Origin of the sequence: Variovorax ginsengisoli (assembly GCF_030811835.1) — a bacterium.
Classification (GTDB): domain Bacteria; phylum Pseudomonadota; class Gammaproteobacteria; order Burkholderiales; family Burkholderiaceae_C; genus Variovorax; species Variovorax ginsengisoli_C.
Genome location: NZ_JAUSRO010000006.1, coordinates 79,451 through 100,827, shown reverse-complemented (window position 1 = coordinate 100,827; position 21,377 = coordinate 79,451). Strand labels below are relative to the sequence as shown.

The 21,377-nt window shown below is 66.8% G+C and carries 20 protein-coding genes; 7 read left to right on the top strand and 13 right to left on the bottom strand.

The window, feature by feature from the left end:
• Nucleotides 1-53: 53 nt before the first annotated feature.
• The 8 genes from J2W36_RS10655 to J2W36_RS10620 all read right to left on the bottom strand — a co-directional run bounded on the left by J2W36_RS10655 (nucleotide 54) and on the right by J2W36_RS10620 (nucleotide 7,748).
• Entirely contained in the window at nucleotides 54-758 is a 705-nt protein-coding gene (locus J2W36_RS10655) for an ABC transporter ATP-binding protein (protein ID WP_307689706.1), read from the bottom strand.
• Nucleotides 751-1,512 carry an ABC transporter ATP-binding protein gene (locus tag J2W36_RS10650; RefSeq protein ID WP_307689705.1) on the bottom strand — a complete coding sequence of 254 codons (762 nt, stop codon included), beginning with the start codon at nucleotides 1,510-1,512 and terminating at the stop codon, nucleotides 751-753. Before J2W36_RS10650 ends, J2W36_RS10655 begins: the two co-directional genes overlap by 8 nt.
• Nucleotides 1,509-2,486, bottom strand: a complete 978-nt coding sequence (locus tag J2W36_RS10645) for a branched-chain amino acid ABC transporter permease (protein ID WP_307689704.1) — start codon at nucleotides 2,484-2,486, stop codon at nucleotides 1,509-1,511. Before J2W36_RS10645 ends, J2W36_RS10650 begins: the two co-directional genes overlap by 4 nt.
• A complete protein-coding gene (locus J2W36_RS10640) occupies nucleotides 2,486-3,358 on the bottom strand; it encodes a branched-chain amino acid ABC transporter permease (protein WP_307689703.1) in 873 nt (290 codons plus the stop codon). Before J2W36_RS10640 ends, J2W36_RS10645 begins: the two co-directional genes overlap by 1 nt.
• Nucleotides 3,359-3,498: 140 nt before the next feature.
• Complete coding sequence (locus J2W36_RS10635) at nucleotides 3,499-4,671, bottom strand: ABC transporter substrate-binding protein (RefSeq protein ID WP_307689702.1); 1,173 nt, start codon at nucleotides 4,669-4,671, stop codon at nucleotides 3,499-3,501.
• A 189-nt stretch (nucleotides 4,672-4,860) separates the two neighbouring features.
• A complete protein-coding gene (locus tag J2W36_RS10630) occupies nucleotides 4,861-5,856 on the bottom strand; it encodes a PDR/VanB family oxidoreductase (protein WP_307689701.1) in 996 nt (331 codons plus the stop codon).
• Between the two features lie 9 nt (nucleotides 5,857-5,865).
• Nucleotides 5,866-6,645, bottom strand: coding sequence for a GntR family transcriptional regulator (locus J2W36_RS10625; RefSeq protein WP_307689700.1), 780 nt, complete (start codon nucleotides 6,643-6,645; stop codon nucleotides 5,866-5,868).
• Nucleotides 6,642-7,748: an aromatic ring-hydroxylating dioxygenase subunit alpha gene (locus J2W36_RS10620; RefSeq protein ID WP_307689699.1), complete on the bottom strand. Its 1,107-nt coding sequence runs from the start codon at nucleotides 7,746-7,748 to the stop codon at nucleotides 6,642-6,644. The genes J2W36_RS10625 and J2W36_RS10620 overlap by 4 nt, the downstream gene beginning before the upstream one ends.
• A 145-nt stretch (nucleotides 7,749-7,893) precedes the next feature.
• Here J2W36_RS10620 and J2W36_RS10615 point away from each other — a divergent pair, with 145 nt between their 5' ends.
• Nucleotides 7,894-9,015 carry a 5-methyltetrahydropteroyltriglutamate--homocysteine S-methyltransferase gene (locus J2W36_RS10615; protein ID WP_307689698.1) on the top strand — a complete coding sequence of 374 codons (1,122 nt, stop codon included), beginning with the start codon at nucleotides 7,894-7,896 and terminating at the stop codon, nucleotides 9,013-9,015.
• Nucleotides 9,016-9,124: 109 nt separating this feature from the next.
• Complete coding sequence (locus J2W36_RS10610) at nucleotides 9,125-10,501, top strand: phospholipase D-like domain-containing protein (RefSeq protein WP_307689697.1); 1,377 nt, start codon at nucleotides 9,125-9,127, stop codon at nucleotides 10,499-10,501.
• A 10-nt stretch (nucleotides 10,502-10,511) separates the two neighbouring features.
• Here the strand turns inward: J2W36_RS10610 and J2W36_RS10605 are convergent, their stop codons facing one another.
• Nucleotides 10,512-11,645, bottom strand: coding sequence for an ROK family protein (locus J2W36_RS10605; protein ID WP_307689696.1), 1,134 nt, complete (start codon nucleotides 11,643-11,645; stop codon nucleotides 10,512-10,514).
• Between the two features lie 188 nt (nucleotides 11,646-11,833).
• Here J2W36_RS10605 and J2W36_RS10600 point away from each other — a divergent pair, with 188 nt between their 5' ends.
• Nucleotides 11,834-13,396, top strand: a complete 1,563-nt coding sequence (locus J2W36_RS10600; RefSeq protein WP_370869305.1) for an ABC transporter permease/substrate-binding protein — start codon at nucleotides 11,834-11,836, stop codon at nucleotides 13,394-13,396.
• A gap of 99 nt (nucleotides 13,397-13,495) precedes the next feature.
• Here the strand turns inward: J2W36_RS10600 and J2W36_RS10595 are convergent, their stop codons facing one another.
• The 4 genes from J2W36_RS10595 to J2W36_RS10580 all read right to left on the bottom strand — a co-directional run bounded on the left by J2W36_RS10595 (nucleotide 13,496) and on the right by J2W36_RS10580 (nucleotide 17,933).
• The gene (locus J2W36_RS10595; RefSeq protein WP_307689695.1) at nucleotides 13,496-14,932 is read right to left on the bottom strand and encodes an aldehyde dehydrogenase family protein; all 1,437 of its coding nucleotides are present in this window, start codon (nucleotides 14,930-14,932) and stop codon (nucleotides 13,496-13,498) included.
• A gap of 55 nt (nucleotides 14,933-14,987) precedes the next feature.
• Nucleotides 14,988-15,899 carry a 5-dehydro-4-deoxyglucarate dehydratase gene (kdgD, locus tag J2W36_RS10590; RefSeq protein ID WP_307689694.1) on the bottom strand — a complete coding sequence of 304 codons (912 nt, stop codon included), beginning with the start codon at nucleotides 15,897-15,899 and terminating at the stop codon, nucleotides 14,988-14,990.
• A gap of 49 nt (nucleotides 15,900-15,948) precedes the next feature.
• On the bottom strand, nucleotides 15,949-16,932 hold the full coding sequence (locus J2W36_RS10585; RefSeq protein ID WP_307689693.1) for a Bug family tripartite tricarboxylate transporter substrate binding protein: 984 nt from the start codon (nucleotides 16,930-16,932) through the stop codon (nucleotides 15,949-15,951).
• 155 nt (nucleotides 16,933-17,087) lie between these two features.
• Nucleotides 17,088-17,933, bottom strand: a complete 846-nt coding sequence (locus J2W36_RS10580; RefSeq protein WP_307689692.1) for a FadR/GntR family transcriptional regulator — start codon at nucleotides 17,931-17,933, stop codon at nucleotides 17,088-17,090.
• A gap of 59 nt (nucleotides 17,934-17,992) precedes the next feature.
• On the opposite strand from J2W36_RS10580, the gene J2W36_RS10575 reads away from it, so the two are divergent.
• The 4 genes from J2W36_RS10575 to J2W36_RS10560 all read left to right on the top strand — a co-directional run bounded on the left by J2W36_RS10575 (nucleotide 17,993) and on the right by J2W36_RS10560 (nucleotide 21,377).
• On the top strand, nucleotides 17,993-18,823 hold the full coding sequence (locus tag J2W36_RS10575; RefSeq protein WP_307689691.1) for an NAD-dependent epimerase/dehydratase family protein: 831 nt from the start codon (nucleotides 17,993-17,995) through the stop codon (nucleotides 18,821-18,823).
• A 10-nt stretch (nucleotides 18,824-18,833) separates the two neighbouring features.
• Complete coding sequence (locus J2W36_RS10570; RefSeq protein ID WP_307689690.1) at nucleotides 18,834-19,733, top strand: SMP-30/gluconolactonase/LRE family protein; 900 nt, start codon at nucleotides 18,834-18,836, stop codon at nucleotides 19,731-19,733.
• Between the two features lie 46 nt (nucleotides 19,734-19,779).
• Complete coding sequence (locus J2W36_RS10565; RefSeq protein WP_307689689.1) at nucleotides 19,780-20,757, top strand: TRAP transporter substrate-binding protein; 978 nt, start codon at nucleotides 19,780-19,782, stop codon at nucleotides 20,755-20,757.
• Between the two features lie 131 nt (nucleotides 20,758-20,888).
• A complete protein-coding gene (locus J2W36_RS10560) occupies nucleotides 20,889-21,377 on the top strand; it encodes a TRAP transporter small permease (RefSeq protein ID WP_307689688.1) in 489 nt (162 codons plus the stop codon).

The following is a 21,377-nucleotide window of genomic DNA, read 5'->3' as shown; positions in this document are numbered from 1 at the left end:
CAGGACCCCATGGTCGGGGCTCTGGGACCGGGCCTTCCACGCGAGGCGCCGCCTCAGCGCGCCACGCCCAGCAGACGGTCGAGCACGGCGGGTTGCGCGCGCAGGGCCGGTGCCGTGTCCGCATGCACCACGGTGCCATGGTCGAGCACCACGGCATGGTCGGAAATGGCCAGGATCGCCTGCGGATGCTGCTCGACGATGATCGCGGCCAGTCCCTCGTCGCGTGTGATGCGACGGATGGCGCGCAGGAGCTCTTCCACGATGATCGGCGCCAGGCCTTCGAGCGGCTCGTCGAGCAGCAGCAGCCGCGGATTGACCACCAGCGCACGGCCCACCGCGAGCATCTGCTGCTCGCCGCCCGAGAGCTGCGTGCCCAGGTTGGTCTTTCGCTCGGCCAGACGCGGGAACATCTCATAGACACGTTGCGCGTTCCAGGGGCCGGCCCGCTCCACCGCGGTCAGGTTTTCATGCACCGTGAGCGACTTGAAGATGTTGCGCTCCTGCGGCACCCAGCCAATGCCGGCCGCCGCGCGCTGGTGTGGCGCCAGCCGGTGCAACGCCACGCCGCCGAGCATGATGCTGCCGCCGTGCTGGCGCGTGCTGCCGGCGAGCGTGTTGATCAGCGTGGTCTTGCCGGTGCCGTTGCGGCCCAGCAGCGCCAGCGTTTGGCCCTCGCCCAGCGTGAGCGCGACGTCGTGCAGTACCACGGCTTCGCCGTAACCGGCGCTCAGGTTGTCGATGCGCAGGAAATCAGACATGGATGGCTTCTCCGTGGCCCAGGTAGACCTCCTTGACCTTCGGATCGTTGGCGATCGTATCGGGGTCCCCCTCGGTCAGCAGCGTGCCGTTGACCAGCACCGTCATGCGGTCGGCGAAGCTGAACACCAGATCCATGTCGTGTTCGATCAGCAGCACCGACACATCGGCCGGCAATGCCGCCACGGTCTGCAGCAGTTCCTCGCGCTCGCCAGCCGGCACACCGGCCACCGGCTCGTCGAGCAGCAGCACGCGGGGCTCGCAGGCCAGCGCAATCGCAATCTCCAGCAAGCGGCGCTTGCCATAGGCCAGGTGCTTGACCTGCTGCTGCGCGACATCGCCCAGGTGGAACTGTTCGAGCAGTTGGGTCGCCCGCTCCACCACCGCGCGGGAAGCGCCCAGCGGCCGCCACCACTGCCCGGCCATGCCCCGCTGCTGCGACACCACGAGGGCGAGCGTTTCCAGCGGCGTCATCGAGTCGAACAACTGGTTGATCTGGAAGGTGCGCACCATGCCGCGCGCCACGCGGCGGTACGGCGCGAGCGTCGTGATGTCCTCGCCCAGCAGTTCGATGCGGCCTTCGGTGGGCGTGAGCACGCCCGTGAGCAGGTTGATGAGCGTGGTCTTGCCCGCCCCGTTGGGGCCGATCAGCGCATGACGTGCACCGCGCTTGAGATTCAGCGTGACGTTGTTGGTGGCCGTGATGCCGCCAAAGCGCATCACCAGGCCGGTGGCACAAAGCACGGTGTCGGTCATGCGCGCCTCCCGAACCACAGCCACGGCTTGAGCAGCCGCTCGCGCCCGACCAGCACCAGCAGCACCAGGATCAGGCCGATCCAGAACATCCAGTACTGCGGCGTCACGGCAGACAGCCAGGTCTGCAACAGCTTGAACACGATGGCGCCGAGCACGCCGCCGTAGAGCCAGCCCACGCCGCCGATGACCAGCATGAGCAGGACATCGGCCGAGCGGTCGAAGGCCAGCACGTCGAGCGACGCGAAGCCCGTGGTCTGGGCCAGCAACGCACCCGCAGCGCCCGCCACGCCGGCGGCCAGGGTGTAGATCACGGCGAGCCGCGAAACCACAGGCAGGCCGATGGCCATGGCGCGCAGGCGGTTGTCGCGGATCGCCTTGAGGGTGGCACCGAACGGCGAGTGCACGAAGCGCCGCATCAGCAGGAACAGCACCAGCATGACGGCCAGCGAGTACCAGGCGGCCACACGGCCGTACAGGTCGAAGTCGAACAGTCCGAGCACCGGACCGAGCACCACGCCCTGCAGGCCGTCGGCGCCGCCGGTCAGCCAGTCGAGCTTGTTGGCCAGCTCAAGCAGCAGCAGCGCCGTGCCCAGCGTGACCATGAGCCGCGTCAGGTCGCTGCCGCGCAGGATGGTGACGCTGGCCACCGCGCCGAGCGCGGCCGAAGCGGCGATGGCCACCAGCAGGCCGACCGTCGGATCGGGCATGACCAGTTTGGCGAAGAGTGCCGCCACGTAGGCGCCGAAGCCGAAGAATGCCGCATGGCCCAGCGACACGATCCCGGTGTAGCCCAGGATCAGGTCGAGCGACATCGCGAACAGCGCGACGATGGCGATTTCGTTGACCAGCAGCGAATGCGAAGGCATGACGAGCGGCAGCGCAAAGGCGATCGCCCAGGCCACGAACTCCAGCGGCTTCCAGCGCGCCTTGCGAAGCAGGGCCGACTGGAAGTCAACGTTGGAAGGCGCGCTCATCAACGACCTCCCTTGCGGGTGAACAGGCCCTGGGGGCGCCACATCAATATCAGGATCATCAGCAGGTAGACGGTGAACGCCCCCATCTTCGGAATGAAGTATTTGCCCGCCACGTCGGCGATGCCCAACAGCAGCGCCGCTGCGAGCGGACCGGTGATCGACGACGTGCCGCCCACCGAGACCACGATCAGGAAATAGATCATGTACTTGAGGGGAAATGTCGGGTCGAGCCCGAGAATTTCCGCGCCCAGCGCGCCGCCCAGGCCTGCCAGACCGGAACCGACCGCAAAGGTCAGCAGGAACACGATGTTGACGTTGATGCCCAGACCGGCGGCCACGCGCGGGTCGTCGACCGCGGCACGCAGGCGACTGCCGAAGCGCGTCTTCGACAGGATCAGCTGCAGCACCACCGTGAGCACAGCGCACACGCCGATGATGAAGAGCCGGTAGTGCCCCATGCCCAGCAGCAGCGCGCCGTCGCCGACCTCGGTACGACCGCGCAGCCACTCGGGCAGTTGCACGTTCTGCTGCGAGGAGCCGACGAAGTAATCGATGGCCGCCACGGCCATGAACGCCAGGCCGATGGAAAACAACACCTGGTCGAGGTGCGACTTGCCATACATCGGCCGGTAGAGCGTGCGCTCGAGCAGCGCGCCGGCCAGGCCGACCACGACAAAGGCCAGCGGCAGGCAGGCCAGGAAGGGCAGCCCGAGCTTCTGCATCGCGAACACGGTGAGGTAGCCCCCCACCATCGCGAAGGCTCCGTGGGCCAGGTTGATGAAGTTCATCAGGCCCAGCGTGATGGCCAGGCCCACGGCAAGGACGAAGAGCAGCATGCCGTAGGCGATGCCGTCGAAAAGAATGGTCAACATATCAGCGATTCACCAGCTTGCCGCACAGCGCGGTCTCTTCGGGAAACACCGAGGAACCGGCTTCGCCGGGCCCCTGGTGTTGCCCCCGGTAGGGGGAAGGCGAAGCGACACGCAGTGCGCGCAGCCTGGTGGCGAGCCCTTTATTTAGTTTTGCCCGGGTCCTTGACGGCCTTGATCACGTCGAACTCGACGTTGTAGAGCTGGCCGTCCTTCTTCTCGACCTTGCGCAGGTACACGTCCTGCACGATGTCGCGCGTCTGCGCGTCGATCAGCACCTGGCCGCGCGGGCTCTCGAAGACCTGGCCCTTCATCGCGGCCAGCAAGGCGTCGCCGCCGCCCTGCCCCTTGCTGGTCTTGAGCGCTTCATAGATCACGCGCATGCCGTCGTAGCCGCCCACCGCCATGAAGTTGGGACGCAGCTTGGGATTGGCCTGCTGGAAGGCGTCGACGAACTTCTTGTTCATCGCCGACGGGTGCGCCGCCGAGTAGTGGTGCGAGGTGACCACGCCGAGCGCGCCGTCGCCCATGTCGTTGAGTTGATCGTCATCGGTCACGTCGCCGGTGGCGATCAGCTTGATGCCGGCCTTGTCCATGCCGCGCTCCAGGAACTGCTTCATGACCGCGGCGCCCGCACCCGACGGCACGAAGACGAAGAGCGCGTCGGGCTTGGCGTCGCGCACCTTCTGCAGGAACGGCGCGAAGTCGGGGTTGCGCAGCGGCACGCGCAATTTGTCGATGACCTTGCCGCCATTGAGCTGGAAGCGCTCGCTGAAGAACTTCTCGGCGTCGTTGCCAGGGCCGTAGTCGGCCACCAGCGTGACCACGCTCTTGATGCCGTTCTTCGGTGCCCAGTCGCCCATCGGCACCGACACCTGCGGCAGCGTGAAGCCGGTGCGCACGATGTAGGGCGAGGCCTCCGTGATGCTGGAGGTGGCCGCGGCCATCACGACCTGCGGCGTCTTCGACTGCGTGGCGACCGGGGCCACCGCAAGCGCGAGCGGCGTCAGACCGAAGCCGGCGAGCACGTTGACCTTGTCGTTGACCACCAGTTCCTGCGCCAGGCGCTTGGTCACGTCAGGCAGGCCTGTGTCGTCCTTGACGATCAGTTCGATCTTCTTGCCCGCCACGGTGTCTCCGTTTTGCGCCATGTAGAGGCGCGCGGCGGCCTCGATCTGCCGGCCGGTGGAGGCCGACTGGCCGGTCATCGGCAGGATCAGGCCGATCTTGAACTTGTTGTCCTGCGCATGCGCAAAAGGCATGGCCAGGGCGATGGCGGTCAGGCCGGCGGCCTGGATGAGATGGCGACGCTGCATGGGGTTGTCTCCTGATGACGGGCGAAATGACAGGCGAAGTGCCGGATGAGGCTATTGTTGGCAAAGGAAGGTGCGTGACGCCCCTTGGCAATCCCTAGGGCCGCCGATGCGGGCGCACACTAATGCGCGATCAGCAATGCGACTGCGCGATGATCGCGCAAAGGCCCCAGGGGTACCAAGTAGCGCCCATCAGCGTGCGTCGGGGCGCCAGGCCGAATCGAGCGTGACGGCACCGACGGCACGCGACACGCAGGCACAGATGCGCTGCGACTGCTGCTTTTCGTGCGCACTCAGGAACACATCGCGGTGGTCGATCTCACCGTCGACCGCCAGCACGTCCATCGCGCACAGGCCGCATTCGCCACGGCGGCAGTCCCACAGTGTCTGTACGCCCGCGGCGTCGAGCGCGTCCAGCAGCGTGCTGTCGGCCGGCACCTGGATGGTGAGGTCGTGGCGCGGAATGCGCACTTCGAAGGCCTGCGCGGCCAGGCGGCCGCTGCTGCCGAAGGTCTCGAAGCGCAGGTCGGCCGGCGCACGGCCCGCGGCGGCCCAGGCGCGCTTGATGGCTTCGAGCATCGGCACGGGGCCGCAGGTGTAGAGCTGTGCGCCCGGCGGCAACGCGGCAATCTCGGCGGCGAAGTCGATCGCCGCAGTGCCGACATGCGCCTGGACGTGGTCGCCCAGCGCCTCCTGCAGGTGCGGCAGATAGGCAAGTTCCTCGGCGCTGCGCGCGCCATAGAGCATGCGCACCGCGCCGCGCTGCGCGCTGGCGGCCAGGCGCTGCGCCATGTACACCAACGGCGTGATGCCAATACCGCCCGCCACCAGCAGGTAGCCGGGCGCGGACAGGTCCAGGCCGAAATGGCTCTGCGGCGAGCCGACCAGCAAGCGGTCGCCCTCGGCCAGGCCCCACATCGCCAGCGACCCGCCGCGGCCGTCGTCCAGCCGCTTGACCGCGATGCGCCACGCCTGGCCGTCGGGCGCACCGACCAGCGAATAGGAGCGTGTCTGCACCTTGCCCTGGCCGGGCCGCCCGACCAGCAGTTGCACCTGCAGGTGCGCGCCGGGCTCGTGCGTGGCGACCACGCCGGACTCGGGCCGGATCTCGAACTCGCGCACGGTGGGCGTCAGGTCGCGCAGGGCCGTGATGCGCGCGGGCATCCATTGGGTTTCGCTTTTCATCATGGGACAGCTTCAGTCGCGGCGCCGGATCAGTTGGACGCCAGGCAGGGAATGTTCAGCGCTGCCGTGCAACGCCTCCTTGAGGTTGCGCTGCGCGATGCGGCTGTGTTCGCGCATCAGCGCTTCCGCGCGGGAGCCTTCACGGTTTTCGATGGCATCGAGGACCTGCACATGCTGGTCCTGCGCGATCAGCAACATGTCGCGTGCGGCCGGCGAGTTCGCCTGCACCACGACGAAGCCTGAGGGCGACGCAAACGGCAGATTGACGATGCGTTGCAATTGCTGCGCGATCACGGGGCTGCCCGACATTTCGGCCAGCAGCAGATGAAACTGCTCGTTGAAGGCCACGTAGCGCGAGAAAGCCGCGTCATCGAGCGCATGCTCGCGCAGCAATGCGTCGATGCGCGCAAGGCAGGCGCGGGCTTCGCGCAGCACCACCGGCGCGGCGCCACGTTCGGCCGCGAGCCGCGCGGCCAGTCCTTCTAGCGTGCCGCGCAGTTCGATCGCATCGGCCACGTCGCGCTCGGAGAAGGTCCGCACCGCATAGCCGCCGTTCTGCAGCGCCTGCAGCAGGCCTTCCTGCTCGAGGCGCATCAGCGCGCTGCGCACCGGCGTGCGCGACACGCCCAGCAGCTCGGCGATAGCCACCTCGGCAATGCGCGAGCCGCCCGGCAGGTCGCCGGCCAGCACCATTTCGCGCAGGCGCAATTGCGCCTTGACCGCCTGCGAATTGCCGCCGTCGGCTGCATCGGCGCCCGGCAGCGAACTCACGGCAGCGCTGGCAACGCTCATGCCGTGGCCCGCTCGGCCGCATGGATCGGAATGACCGGCATGCGCGGACGCTCCTTTTCGATCATGCGGTCGATCAGCCGGCGCGCCCACATCGAGCCTGCGTCGATGTTGAGGTTGTAGAACGCGTGATCAGGGTGGTCGTCGATGGCGCGCTGCTGCGCTTCGAGCACCACCTCGTCCTCGCGGAAGATGCCGGCCACGCCTTCGCGCAGCTCGTGCGTGAGACGCTGCTCGCCGATGCAGTAGTTGCGCGCAAAGGCCCAGAAGTAGAGACACGTGCCGTCGGTTTCCGGCGTGATGGTGTTGAGCACGAAGCCGTTGACGCCCTTGCTGCGGTCACCCGGCGAGCTGTCGCTCGGCACGGCGCCGCTGCCGGCCTCGGCCACGCCCACGTCGATGTTGACCGTGCAGGGGCCTTCGAAGCGAATCACCTGCCAGCGGTCGACCTTGCCGGTATAGCCGCGCGCATGGCGGATCTGCGCGCCCCAGAACGGCGGCGGATCGATGTTCTCCATCCAGCGCGTGACGGTGGCCGAGCGGTCACCATGCGTGGCGACGAACGGAGCCTCGGCCACTGCGCGGTTGCCGATCGACGAGCCGTGCACGAAAGCCTCGTGCGTGAGGTCCATCAGGTTGTCGACCACCAGACGGTAGTCGCAGGCCACGCGGATCATCTTGCCGTCGCCGGCCCATTGCGGGTCGTCGTTCCAGTGCATGTCGGGGACCAGGGCGGGATCGGCCTTGGCCGGATCGCCGGGCCAGACCCAGACGAAGCGATGCCGCTCCACCACGGGGAAGCTGCGCACGCAAGCCGACGGATTGAGCGTTTCCTGGCTGGGCATGAAGGTGCAGCGGCCCTGGGCGTTGTAGACCAGCCCGTGGTAGCCGCAGACCACCTCGTCGCCCTCCAGGCGCCCCAGCGACAGCGGCATCAGCCGATGCCAGCAGGCGTCTTCGAGCGCTGCGACCTGCCCGTCGGTGCGACGGAACAGCACGATCTTCTGGTTGCAGATGGTGCGTGGCAGCAAGGTGCGACCCGCCTCGACATCGTAGGCGGCGGCGTACCACGCGTTCAGGGGAAAGGCGCTCGTGGGCTTGTTCATGGATACGGACTGTATCCAGCCATGCTTAAAAATCCAGCGAAATTGCTTATTTTCAGGGTAAACACTGAGTCTTATGTATCCATCAAGGCCATCGATAGAGGGTTTAGGATCGATCGTTCTTTTCCAACACGACGGAGCCATTCCCATGTCCCAGCACGCCGCCCTGCCTGCCCGCTACGACCACGTCGGCAGTTTCCTGCGTCCCCAATACCTGCTTGAGGCCCGCGCGCAGAAGGCCTCGGGCGAGATCACGCCCGAGCAATTGCGCGCCGTAGAAGACAAGGCCATCACGGAGATCGTGAAGTTCCAGGAGGACATCGGCCTCAAGAGCATCACCGACGGCGAATTCCGCCGCACCTACTTCCATATCGACTTCCTCGATCAGCTCGGGGGCGTGAAGACCGACATCCCGGTGACGATCCGCAAGCCCGATGGCACCGAGGAACTCGCGCCACCGGTGCTGCGTGTGATCGACAAGGTGCGCCATGCCAAGGACATCCAGCTGGCCGACTTCCAGTACCTCAAGAGCCAGGTCTCAGCAGGCAACACGCCCAAGGTGACCATCCCCTCGCCCACCATGCTGCACTTTCGCGGCGGCCGCGCCGGCATCAGCAAGACGGCCTATCCCGAGCTCGACCCGGCCTTCTACGACGACGTGGCCAAGGCCTATGGCGACGAGCTGCGCTCGCTGGCCGCGGCCGGTTGCACCTACGTCCAGATGGACGACACCAACCTGGCCTACCTGTGCGACGAAAAGATGCGCGAGGCGGCCCGCCAGCGCGGCGACGACCCCAACGAACTGCCGCACCGTTATGCCGCCTTCATCAACAAGGTCGTCGCGCAGAAGCCCGCGGGCATGCTGCTGGCCATGCACCTGTGCCGCGGCAACTTCAAGAGCACGCACGCTGCGGCTGGCAACTACGAGCCCGTGGCCGAGGCGCTGCTCAAGGAGATGGACCTCGACGCCTACTTCATGGAATACGACGACGCGCGTTCCGGCGACTTCAAGCCACTGCGCTTCCTGCCCAAGGGCAAGACCGTGGTGCTGGGCCTGGTGACCACCAAGTTCGGCGAAATGGAGGACAAGGACGAGCTCAAGCGCCGCATCGACGACGCGGCAAAGTACGTGCCGCTCGAGCAACTGGCGCTCTCGCCCCAGTGCGGCTTCTCCAGCACCGTGCATGGCAACAACATTGCCGTGGAGGCGCAGCGCGCCAAGCTGCGCCTGGTGGTGGAAACGGCGCAGGAGGTCTGGGGTACGCGCTGAGCCCGAAGGCGCCAGAAGCGTGATGTGCGCTGGTGCGCTGCGCAAACCGGCGGCATTTCGAGGGGAAATCCGGGGAGGGCGCAGACAACGCGGTTAATCTCGGACACCGATGATCCACTCATCCCTGTCCTGGCTGCCCTCCCCGTCACAGCACTTCCTGGTGGTCACCTTCGCGTTGCTGGTGTACGTGCTGACCACACGGTCGCGGCGCGAACAGCGGGCGCCTGCCACCGCCATCGCCTGGGTCATGGGCCTGGTACTGATGCCCTACCTCACGCTGCCGGCCTACCTGGTGTTCGGCCAGCGCAAGCTGCGGCCTGCGGGCTCGCCCCGTCCGCCTCGCTCGATCCCCGCCGGCCATTGGGCGGCCGACCTCATTGAAAGCTTCGGCCTGGCTGCGCCCAGCCGCTGCGACATCCAACTGCATGCCGATGGCGAGGCCGCGCGCGACGCCCTCTGGCGGGTGATCGCCGGTGCGCGCGAGCAGCTCGACGTGTGCACTTTCATCATCGGCGACGACGCGCTCGGCCATGAGGTGCTGGCGCGCCTGACCCAGCGTGCGCAAGAGGGCGTGCAGGTGCGCGTGCTGCTCGACGGCTTCGGCGCGCTCACGCTGCCACGCCACCACTTCGACCTGCTGCGCGCGGCCGGTGCCGAGGTGTCGGTGTTCCGCCCCTTTTTCAGCCTGCGCCACAGCGGACCGCGCAACCTGCGCAACCACCGCAAGCTGGTGATCGCCGACGATGCCTGGCTCTGGGCCGGTGGCCGCAACCTCGCAGGCGAGTATTTCACCGGCAATGCGGCGCACCCCGTGCCCTGGCGCGACCTGTCCTTCGACCTGCACGGTGACGTGGCCGCTGCGGCTGCGCGCCAGTTCAACCATGACTGGGGTTCGGTGCGCGGCCGCAAGGCGCGCAAACCAGTCCCGCTGTTGGAAAGCGACGACCGCGGTGCCTATGCGCAGTTCCTCCCGAGCGGCCCAGACCAGACCGAGGACACGGCACACGCCCTGCTGATCGACGCGTGTTTTCGCGCCGAGCACCGTGTGCTCGCCGTCACGCCCTACTTTGTGCCCGGCGACGGATTGCGCGATGCGCTGCGCCTGGCCGCGCGGCGCGGCGTGCAGGTGACCATTGCCATTCCTGCTCGGTCGAACCACCGGCTCACCGATTTCGTGCGTGCCCGCGCCATGCGCGACCTGGCGCGGGCGGGCGTGACCTTCCGCATGCTGCCGTTCATGGCGCATGCCAAGGCCGTGGTGGTCGACGACGACCTGGCCCTGTGCGGCTCCATCAACCTCGACCTGCGCAGCCTGCTGCTGAACCACGAAGCCGCGGTGGTTTTCTATGGCCAGCAAGAGATCGACGGCCTGGCGCGCTGGATCGAAACCACCGCTTCGGCCGGCGAGCCTTACCGTGCGCGGCGCCCCGGCCTCGTTCGCGATGTGGCCGAAGGCCTGCTGCTGGCCATCGCATTCCAGCTCTGATGGCGCAGGCTCAGCGAGCCTTGGCAGCCGGCCCAGATCCGGACTTCGGCGTCTTCCTGGCGCGCACCGGCGGTTCGATCTCGACCGGCTCTCGGTTGGTGTAACTGGCATTGCCCAGCCCGGTCCCAATGGTCAGGACGCCCCAGCGCGTGACCTCTCGCATGAAGGGCAGCTCGCTCAGCCCCTGCACCACCGCGTCGTTGTGCATCAGCACCACCGTCGGCTCGCCCTCGATCTCCGGAATGCGCTTGCGCAGTTCGCTCGGCAGATGGAACGTGTCCGACTCCCAGTCACCGGGCAAGTTCTGCGTGCCATTGGCAATGGAGCCATCCTTGCGGATCACGCCGGGGCAGGCGATGCCCACGAAGGGGGCCAGGCGAATCTCGTGGCGTCGGCAGTAGCGCACCATGTCCTCCAGCATTTCGGCCAGCCGCTCGACCAGGCCGCGGCGGCTGGGCTTGTCATCGGCATGGCGCCACTTTTCGCGCCGGACGACCTTGGCCCGGGACATGTCCTTGGCCTTTCGGTAGCGCGTCTTCACGATGCCGCAGCGGACGTTGGTGCCACCGATGTCGACCGCCAGAATGGCGTCGTACTTCTTCACCATGCGCGGCGGCGCCAGGTGCACCCAGCCGAGCAGGCCGCCATCGTCGACCTCGTGAGAGAGGCGCGCCAACGGCACGTGAATATCCATGTGCTGCAGGATGGCCGAGGCCTGCAGGATCGCGCGTTCGCCCACGTCGCTCTCCGGAAAGCCGCCGCCGATCACGATGCGCTCGACCTTCTTCCAGGAGGGTTGGCGCAGGAAGCGGTCGACCACATAGGCGAGGTCTTCGGCGAATTCCTCGATGGCGCCGTGCACCACGTCGGCAGCTTCAGACGCCTTCTTCTTCGCCAGCACCCGGTCGAGCGACTTCTTGCTCAGGTCGCGCGAATGCGCATCGCCCAGCGGATCGTCGCCTTTCTTGCGGCGGCGCCGACGCCAGCGTTCGAGGAGTTCGCGGAACGCCGTCTGGCTTGCCTGATCGCCGACGAAACCGTCCTTGTCGCGCACCTGGAGGCTGTAGCCGTCGACCGTCACCGAAGGCAATTCGCGGGTGCCGTGCACTTCGGGGTCAGGAACAGGCGGGGACTTGTCTGCCATGGCTTCTTTCGAAAAGTGATGAACCACTGTGCATGCCCGCGCACCCTCGGCCGATCGGCCCGGCGCACGAACGCCTGTAGGAATGTGGCCTGAATGCAGCACGTGCGCACCGCCGCACACCCCTGGCCGATACACTGCCGACGATGCAAATGCCCCACCCCGCCTGGCGCACTGCGCGGCACCGCAGGATGCCGGTCAACGTCGCGTTGTTCCTCTCGTTGGGCGCGCTGGCGCTGCTGGGACTGTGGGCTCTGCCAGCGCAGGCGAAGGCGCAAGAGGACACGCAACTGCGCGTGGGCTCCAAGCGTTTCACCGAGTCGTACATCCTGGCCGAGGTGATCGCGCAGACGGCGGCGCCGCACCTGAAGGAACCGCCGCAGTTGCGACAGGGCCTGGGCAACACGGCCATCGTGTACGAGGCGCTGCGCGCCGGCAGCATCGACGTGTACGCCGAATACACCGGGACCATCGCGCAGGAGATCCTCAAGCGCCCCGCCGAAGGCGACGTGCTCACGCCCGCAGCCATGAACGCCGCACTCGCTCCGCTGGGCCTGGGCGTGGCCGTGCCGCTGGGCTTCAACGATGGCTATGCGCTTGCCATGCGTGCGGCCGACGCCGACCGGCTGCAGGTGCGCACGCTGAGCGACCTCGCACGCCATCGTGAACTCAAGCTGGGTCTGTCGAACGAGTTCATCGGTCGCGCCGACGGTTGGAAAGGGCTGGCCGCACGCTACGGTTTTGGCCAGACGCCCACGGGCCTGGACCATGGCCTTGCTTACGACGCGCTCGCCTCCAGGCAGATCGACGTGATCGACATTTACACGACCGATGCCAAGATCGACCACCTCGGCCTGCGCGTGCTGGTGGATGACCGCCAGTATTTCCCGCGCTACGACGCGGTGCTGCTCTACCGGCTCGATCTGCCGCAACGACTGCCGCCGGTCTGGTCTGCGCTGCAAAAGCTCGAAGGCCGTATCGACGAGCGCGCGATGATCGCGATGAATGCGCGCGCCGAACTGCAGGGGGCGGGTTTCGACACCATCGCGCGCGACTTCCTGGCCGGGCACACGTCCGACGCTCCCGCCGCATCCCCCGTCGGCGCGCGCGGCTTCATGGCCAAGCTGATGGGCCCCGACCTCGGCCGGCTCGCCCGCCAGCATCTGCTGCTGGTGGTGGCATCGGTCGGGCTGGCCATCCTGATGGCGGTGCCGGTGGGCATTGCCGTGTTCGCGCATGCGCGCTGGCGCACGACGGTGCTGGGCATCACCGGCCTGCTGCAGACCATTCCCTCGCTCGCGTTGCTCGCCGTGCTGATCTCCGCGCTGGGCGCCATCGGCACCCTGCCCGCGCTGATTGCGCTCACGCTCTACGCCCTTCTGCCCATCATGCGCAATACCGTGACCGGCCTGGCCGAAGTGCCGCACGGCATGCAGCAGGCGGGCATGGCGCTGGGTATGGGTCGTATGCAGAACCTGCGCCTCGTGCTGCTGCCACTCGCGCTGCCGACGCTGCTGGCCGGCGTACGCACGGCGGCCACCATCGCCATCGGCACGGCCACCATCGCCGCGTTCATCGGCGCTGGCGGCTTTGGCGAGCGCATCGTCACCGGACTTGCATTGAACGACCGCGCGCTGCTCGTCGCAGGTGCCGTACCCGCAGCGGCCATGGCCGTACTGAGCGAACTGTTCTTCGAGGTGCTGGGGTATCTGCTGGTGCGGCGGCAGGCGCGACAGCGTGCAGTGCAGGAGTGACGCACCCGCCGGCATGGCGTGGCGGGTGCGCCTTGACTGTTGCCGTTGCCGGCCCGCCGTCGGGCCATCGAGCGCCGCCAGCAACCGGCTATTGGCGAATCAAGCCAGCGTGTAAGCCGTCTTCACGACAGTGAAGAACTCCTGAGCGTACTTGCCCTGCTCGCGGGGTCCGTAGCTGCTGCCCTTGCGGCCGCCGAAGGGCACGTGGTAGTCCACGCCCGCTGTCGGCAGGTTGACCATCACCATGCCGGCCTGGCTGTGACGCTTGAAGTGCGTCGCGTACTTCAGGCTGGTCGTCGCGATGCCCGCCGACAGGCCGAACTCCGTGTCGTTGGCCGTGGCCAGCGCTTCTTCGTAGTCCTTCACGCGGATCACGCTCGCCACCGGACCGAACACCTCTTCGCGGTTGATGCGCGCCGTCTTGTCGGTGTCCACCAGCAGTGCCGGCGACATGTAGAAGCCGTCGGTGTCCAGCTTCAGGCGCAGCCCGCCCGCGGCGAGCGTGCCGCCTTCGTCCTGGCCGATCTTCACGTAGTCCAGATCCTGGTCGAGCTGGCTCTGGCTGGACACCGGGCCGATGTCGGTGCCCTGCGCCAGCGCGTCGCCCACCTTGATCTTCTCCATGCGCACCTTCATCGCCTCGATGAACTTCGGATAGATGGCCTGGGTGACGATCAGCCGGCTCGACGCGGTGCAGCGCTGGCCGGTGGAATAGAAGGCGCTCTGGACGCTGAGCTCGACGGCCTGGGCCAAATCGGCGTCGTCCAGGATGACCTGCGGGTTCTTGCCGCCCATCTCCAGCTGCACCTTCTTGTGGCTCTTGACGCACTGCAGGGCGATGTTGCGACCCACGCCGACCGAGCCGGTGAAGCTGATCGCATGGATGCCGGGGTGCTCGACCAGGGCATTGCCGATCACGCTGCCGCGACCCATCACCAGGTTGAACACGCCCGCCGGAATGCCCGAGCGGCTGATGATCTCGGCCAGGGCCCAGGCGGAGCCGGGCACCAGGTCGGCGGGCTTAAGGACCACGCAGTTGCCGAAGGCGAGCGCCGGTGCGATCTTCCAGGCGGGAATCGCGATGGGAAAGTTCCACGGCGTGATCAGGCCGACGATGCCCACGGGCTCGCGGGTGATCTCGACGCCGATGTTCGGGCGCACCGACGGGATGATCTCGCCGGCCAGGCGCAGGCATTCACCGGCGAAGAACTTGAAGATCTGGCCGGCGCGGGTGGCTTCGCCGATGCCTTCGGCGCGCGTCTTGCCCTCTTCGCGCGCGAGCAGCGTGCCCAGTTCTTCCTTGCGCGCCAGGATCTCGGTGCCGATCTTGTCGAGCGCGTCAGAACGCGCCTGGATGCCGCTGGTCGACCAGGCGGGAAAGGCAGCAGTGGCGGCAGCCACGGCCGCGTCGACCTGGGCGGCATCACCCTGCGCGTATTCGGCGATGGTGTCCGACAGGTTCGAGGGATTCAGGTTCGGGCTGTAACTGTTGCCTGGGGTCCACTCGCCGCCGATGAGGTTGTCGTGTTGTTGCATTGAAAAATCCTTGCTGCTGCTGACAATGAAGAGGGAAAAACCATCGCTGCGCAGCTTACTGCGGGCCGAGCTTGTCGATCAGGGCCTTGAGCATTTCCATCTCGTCGGGCTTGAGGTCGGTCAGCGGTGGGCGCACCGGGCCGGCGGTGTGGCCGACGATCGTGGCACCGGCCTTGACGATGCTCACCGCGTAACCCTGCATGCGGTTGCGCAGGTCGAGGTAGGGCATGAAGAAGTCCTTGAGCAGCCGGTGCTGCGTGGCCATGTCGTCGTCGCGCACGGCTGCGTAGAACTGCATCGCGGTCTTCGGGATGAAGTTGAAGACGGCCGACGAATACACCGGCGTGCCCATCGCCTTGTAGGCGGCGGCGTAGACCTCGGCCGTGGGCAGGCCGCCCAGGTAGGCGAAGCGGTCGCCCATGCGCTGGTAGATGGCGACCATGGTCTCGATGTCGCCGATGCCGTCCTTGAAGCCCACGAGGTTGGGGTTGCGTTCGGCCAGGCGGGCCAGCGTGTCGGGCTTGAAGCGGGTCGTGCCGCGGTTGTAGATGATCACGCCGAAGTCCACGCTCTTGCACACGGCCTCGACGTGGGCGGACAGGCCCTCCTGGCCGGCTTCGGTCAGGTAGTGCGGCAGCAGCAGGATGCCGTGGGCGCCGGCCTTCTCTGCCGCCTGCGCGCACTCGATGGCAAAACGCGTCGGGCCGCCCGCGCCGGCAATGATCGGCACCACGCCACGGCAGGTGTCGACGGCCGTCTGGATGATGCCGGGGTATTCCGCACCGGTCAGCGAGAAGAACTCGCCCGTTCCGCCGGCGGCGAACAGCGCGCTGGCGCCGTACGGCGCGAGCCATTCGAGGCGCTGCTCGTAGCCCTTCTTGTGGAAGTCGCCGTTCGCGTCGAAGTCGGTCAACGGAAACGACAGCAGGCCGGAGCCCATGATGGTCTTGAGTTCTTGCGGGTTCATGATGAAGAAGGTCGTGGAATGGAGAGTGAGAAAAAGCGAGAGCGATGCATCAGTCGATGCGAATGTCGGCGTCCTTGACGACCTGGGCCCAGCGCGCGCGTTCCTTGTTGAAGAAGGCTTCTTCTTCGGCGGGCGTCATGGTCACGACCTCTGCGCCCTGCCCGGCCAGGCGCGAGCGGATGTCGGGTGAACGAATGATGGTGACGAGCTCCCTGTTCAGACGCTGGACGATCGCGTCGGGCGTGCCCCGCGCCACCTTCACGCCCTGCCAGGTGCCCGACTCGAAGCCAGGCACGCCCTGCTCGGCAATGGTCGGCACGTCGCCGATCAGCGGCATGCGCGTGCCCTTGGACACTGCCAGCACCTTGAGCTTGCCGCCCTGCACCTGGGGCAGCGTGGCCAGCATGCCATTCATCAGGATCTGGGTCTGCCCGGCCACCGTGTCCTGAATCGCCTGCACGCCGCCCTTGTAGGGCACGTAGGTCCATTTGGCACCGACTGCACGCTGGAGCGCCACGCCGGCCAGGTGCGGCGCGCTGCCTGTGGCGGTCACGGCGAAGTTCAGGTCGCTCGTCTTCGACAGCGCGATCAGTTCCTTCAGGTTGTTCGCCTTCACAGACGGATGCACCACCAGCAAATGCGGCGAATAGGCCAGCATGCCCACGCCGCGCAGATCCTTGGACGGGTCGAACGGCAGTTTGGTGTAGACCGACGGGCTGATGGCGAGCGCGCCCACATCGCACAGCAGCAGCGTGTAGCCGTCCGGTGTCGACTTGGCCACGAAGTCGGCGCCCAGGTTGCCATTGGCTCCCGGACGGTTTTCGACGATCACGGTCTGCTTGAGCACCTCGGACAGCGGCTGGCTGATGGCACGCGCAATGATGTCCGACGAGCCGCCTGGCGGGTACGGCACGATGAGCTTGATCGGCCGGCTGGGCCAGGCGGGTGCCTGCGCAGAGGCGGTCAGCGGCGCCAGGGTGGTGGCAGCGGTGACCAGGGCGACGGCAATGACGCCGCGACGGGTGGAAGTCATGAAGGTGTGTCTCCTGCGGTCGATGGAAGAAAGGATGGATCTGTTTTTTAGTTATCAGTCATCGTACAACTCAAAGAATGAGTTGTCCAGATTTCTGCCGCCTGGGAGCGGACTTTTCGAAGAGAATCCACGGCAGTGCCGCGAACCGCACGCGATCAGCGCGAGCCGTTGCCCTCGGAGGCAGCGCCCGCAGACCTGGACTTGGACGCCGCCTGCTGGGCCGCCTCCTGCGCCATGCGCAACCGTTCCCGGCTGTTGGTCAGGTGAATGCGCATGGCCGCGCGCGCCGACTCTGCGTCGCGTCGCGCAATGGCCGCGTAGATCTCTTCGTGCTCGCGATTCACGCGGCTGAGATAGACACCACTGCGGTCCAGATTGCGGATGGCACTGATGCGCGTGCGCGGAATGATGGTGGTGCCCAGGTGGCTCATGATGTCCGCGAAATACGGATTGCCGGTCGACTGCGCGATCTGCAGGTGAAAGCGGAAGTCCGGCGCCACCGTGTCGCCCGCCACGCCCACGTTGCCCTCGAAGTCGTCCAGCGCCTGGCGCATCGCGCGCAGCTGCTCATCGGTACGGCGCGTGGCCGCCAGGCCGGCGGACTCGGTCTCCAGGCTGATGCGCAACTCCAGCACAGCCAGCACATCGACCGAGGTGGCGATGTCGCCGGCGTCCAGCCGGAACACACCGCTCGCACGCTGCTGCAGCACGAAAGTGCCTACCCCATGGTGGGTTTCCACCAACCCGGCCGCCTGCAGCTTGGACAGCGCCTCGCGCACCACCGTGCGGCTCACGCCGAAGGCCTGCATGATTTCCGATTCGGTCGGTAACTTGTCGCCCGGACGCAGCACGCCGTCACGAATGCGCGCGCCGAAATCGTCCACCAGGTTGTGCGCCAGGCCGCGTCCGCGGGTGCGCACCCGACCCGTGAAAGGCGGGGCGACGCCTGCGGTCACGCCGGCGTCCGGCGTGCTGGGAACTTCTGTTGACAGGCTTGGCATTGCCTGATGATAATCGTCCGAACAGTTGTACGACAACAGATAACTTTAGAGACATATCCATGACGAACACCTCCTCTCCCTCCACGGCCGGCCATGTGCAACGCCTGCTGCTCACCGGCGCAGCAGGCGGACTCGGCAAGGTGCTGCGCGAGCGCCTCAAGCCTTATGCGGATGTGCTGCGACTGTCCGATATCGGCGCCATGCAGGGCGCCATCGGGCCGCAGGAAGAAGTGGTGCCCTGCGACTTGGCAGACAAGCAGGCGGTCGACGCGCTGGTCGAAGGCTGCGATGCCATCGTGCACCTGGGCGGCGTGTCGGTGGAACGGCCTTTCGAGGAAATCCTCGAAGCCAACATCCGCGGCGTATTCCACGTGTATGAAGCCGCCCGCCGACATGGCGTTCAACGCGTGGTCTTCGCCAGCTCCAACCATGTGATCGGCTTCTACAGGCAGGACGAACGCATCGACGCCAACGTACGGCGCCGGCCCGACGGCTACTACGGCCTGTCGAAGTCCTTCGGCGAAGACATGGCGAACTTCTACTTCGATCGCTATGGCATCGAGACCGTGAGCATCCGCATCGGCTCCTCCTTTCCCGAGCCGGCCAACCGCCGCATGATGCACACCTGGCTGAGCTACCGCGACCTCACCACGCTGATTGAAAAGTCGCTGTTCACGCCCCACGTGGGCCACACCATCGTCTACGGCGCGTCGGACAACGAAGGCCTCTGGTGGGACAACAGCCAGGCCGCGCATCTGGGCTTCGTGCCACAGGACACTTCCGAGGTGTTCCGCGACAAGGTCGAGGCCCAGCCTCCCGTGGCCGCCACCGACCCGAACGCCATCTACCAGGGCGGCGCCTTCACCGCCCAAGGCCCCTTCGGCGACTGAGACGGTCGCCATGCACGCCGAACTCGTCCTCGATGCACGCTGCGGCACGGGCGAAAGCCCGGTCTGGCACGCCGACGAACAAGCGCTCTACTGGGTCGACATTCCCCAGCGCACCCTCCACCGACTCGACCCCGCCACGGGCACCCACGCGCAATGGACGGGCGACGAAATGCTCGCCTGCGTCGCGCCGCGCGCCGGCCATCCGGGCCAGTGGATCGCCGGCATGGAAAGCGGCCTGTTCGCCATCGCCACACGGCCCGACGGCACACTTGCGAAGACGCTGCTCGCCAGCGCCGCGCATGCCCGGCATGGCATGCGGTTCAACGATGGCCGCTGCGACCGCCAGGGCCGCTTCTGGGCCGGCACCATGCACATGGACATGGCCGCAGCCCATCCGGTGGGCCGCGTGTATCGGTACCAGCGCGACCTGAATGCCGAAGTTGCGCTGCGTCTGCAGTTCGAGGAAATGATCGTGCCCAACGGCCTGGCCTTCAGCCCCGACGGCCGCACCATGTACCTGTCGGACTCGCACCCGCAGGTGCAGAAGGTCTGGGCCTTCGACTACGACATCGCCGACGGCACGCCGCACCACCGGCGTCTGTTCGTCGACATGACCGCCCTGCCCGGCCGCCCGGACGGCGCCGCCATCGACGCCAACGGCTGCTACTGGATCTGCGGCAACGACGCGGGCCTGGTGCACCGCTTCACGCCCGACGGCAGGCTCGACCGCTCGCTGGCCGTGCCGGTCAAGAAGCCCGCCATGTGCGCGTTCGGCGGCCCGCAACTCGACACGCTGTACGTCACGTCCATCCGCCCTGGCGGCGACCTGACCGACCAGCCACTGGCCGGGGGCGTGTTCGCGCTGCGCCCCGGCGTGAGCGGCCTGCCGGAGCCGCACTGCCAGTTCTAATTTCCCACGTTCCCCACCTTTGAGCCCACCCTACCGAGGAAGACAAATGAAACTACAAAAAACACTGATCGCGCTGGCCACCTGCGCTGCCGCCGCCCTGGCCAGCCTGGGCGCCCACGCCACCGAGTTTCGTTCGGCCGACATCCACCCCGACGACTACCCGACCGTGACGGCGGTCAAGTTCATGAGCGAGCGCCTCAAGGCGCTGTCGGGCGGCAAGCACAGCATCAAGGTCTTCAACAACAGTTCGCTCGGCAACGAGAAGGACACCATCGAGCAGACCAAGATCGGCGCCCTGTCGATGGTGCGCGTGAACATCGCGCCCATGAACAACATCTGCGCCGAAACCCAGGTGCCGACCATGCCCTTCCTGTTCCGCTCGGTCGACCACCTGCACAAGGTGCTGGACGGCCCGATCGGCGAGGAGATCCTCAAGAGCTGCGAAAAGCAGGGCTTCATCGGCCTGGCCTACTACGACAGCGGCGCGCGTTCGATGTTCACCGCGAAGAAGCCCGTGCGCAGCTTCGCCGACATGAAGGGCCTGAAGGTCCGCGTGCAGCAGTCCGACCTGTGGGTGACCATGCTCGAAGCCATGGGCGCCAACGCCACGCCGATGCCCATGGGCGAGGTGTACACCGGCCTGAAGACCGGCCTGATCGACGCGGCGGAAAACAACTACCCGACCTACGAGAGCGCCCGCGCCTTCGAGGTGGCGAAGTACTACACCAAGACCGAGCATTCGATGGCGCCTGAAATGCTGCTGTTCTCCAAGCGCACCTGGGACAAGCTTTCGGCCGAAGAGCAAGGCTGGATCCGCCAGGCTGCCAAGGAGTCGGTGCCCTACATGCGCAAGCAATGGGAAGAGCGCGAGATCAAGTCGCTGGCTGTCGTGAAGGCCGGCGGTGCCGAGATCATCGAGATCGACAAGGCCCCGTTCCAGGCAGCGATGAAGCCGGTGTACGACAAGTTCATCACCGACGCGCGGCTCAAGGACCTGGTCAAGCGCGTTCAGGACACGAAGTAGGGCTCACCCCCAGGCTTGCGCACTGCGTGTCGCCGCCCACCCCCTGCCGGGGGCAACACCTGCGGCCCGGCGGAGCCGGTTCCGCGGTGTTTCACGCGCAGAGCGGCGCGCTCTTTTTCACATTGAAAGTTATGTACACCAAAATCTGCCGCACGCTTGCGCGTGCCTGCATGTGGCTGGGCATCCTCGGACTCGTCGCAGTGATCTGCGCCGTGAGCTGGCAGGTGTTCGGCCGTTACGTGCTCAACAACACCCCCACCTGGGCTGAAAGCCTGGCGTTGCTGCTGGTGATCTACGTCACGATGTTCGGCGTCGCCGTGGGCGTGCGCGATGCGGGCCACATCGGGCTGGAGTCCTTTCTGGTGCTCGCACCGGACTGGCTTCGCCTGAAGATGGAACTGCTGATCCACTTCCTGGTCCTCGTGTTCGGCGCCACGATGGCGTGGAATTGCGCCTCGCTGGCCGAATCGGTGTGGGACTACCGGCTCCCGACGCTGTGGATCTCCGAAGGCTGGAAGTACGTGCCCGCCGCGATCTCCGGCGTGCTGATCGTCATGTTCTCAATCGAACACATCATCGCGCTCGCCCAAGGCCGCGAAGTCGAACCCGCCTGGGGCTGA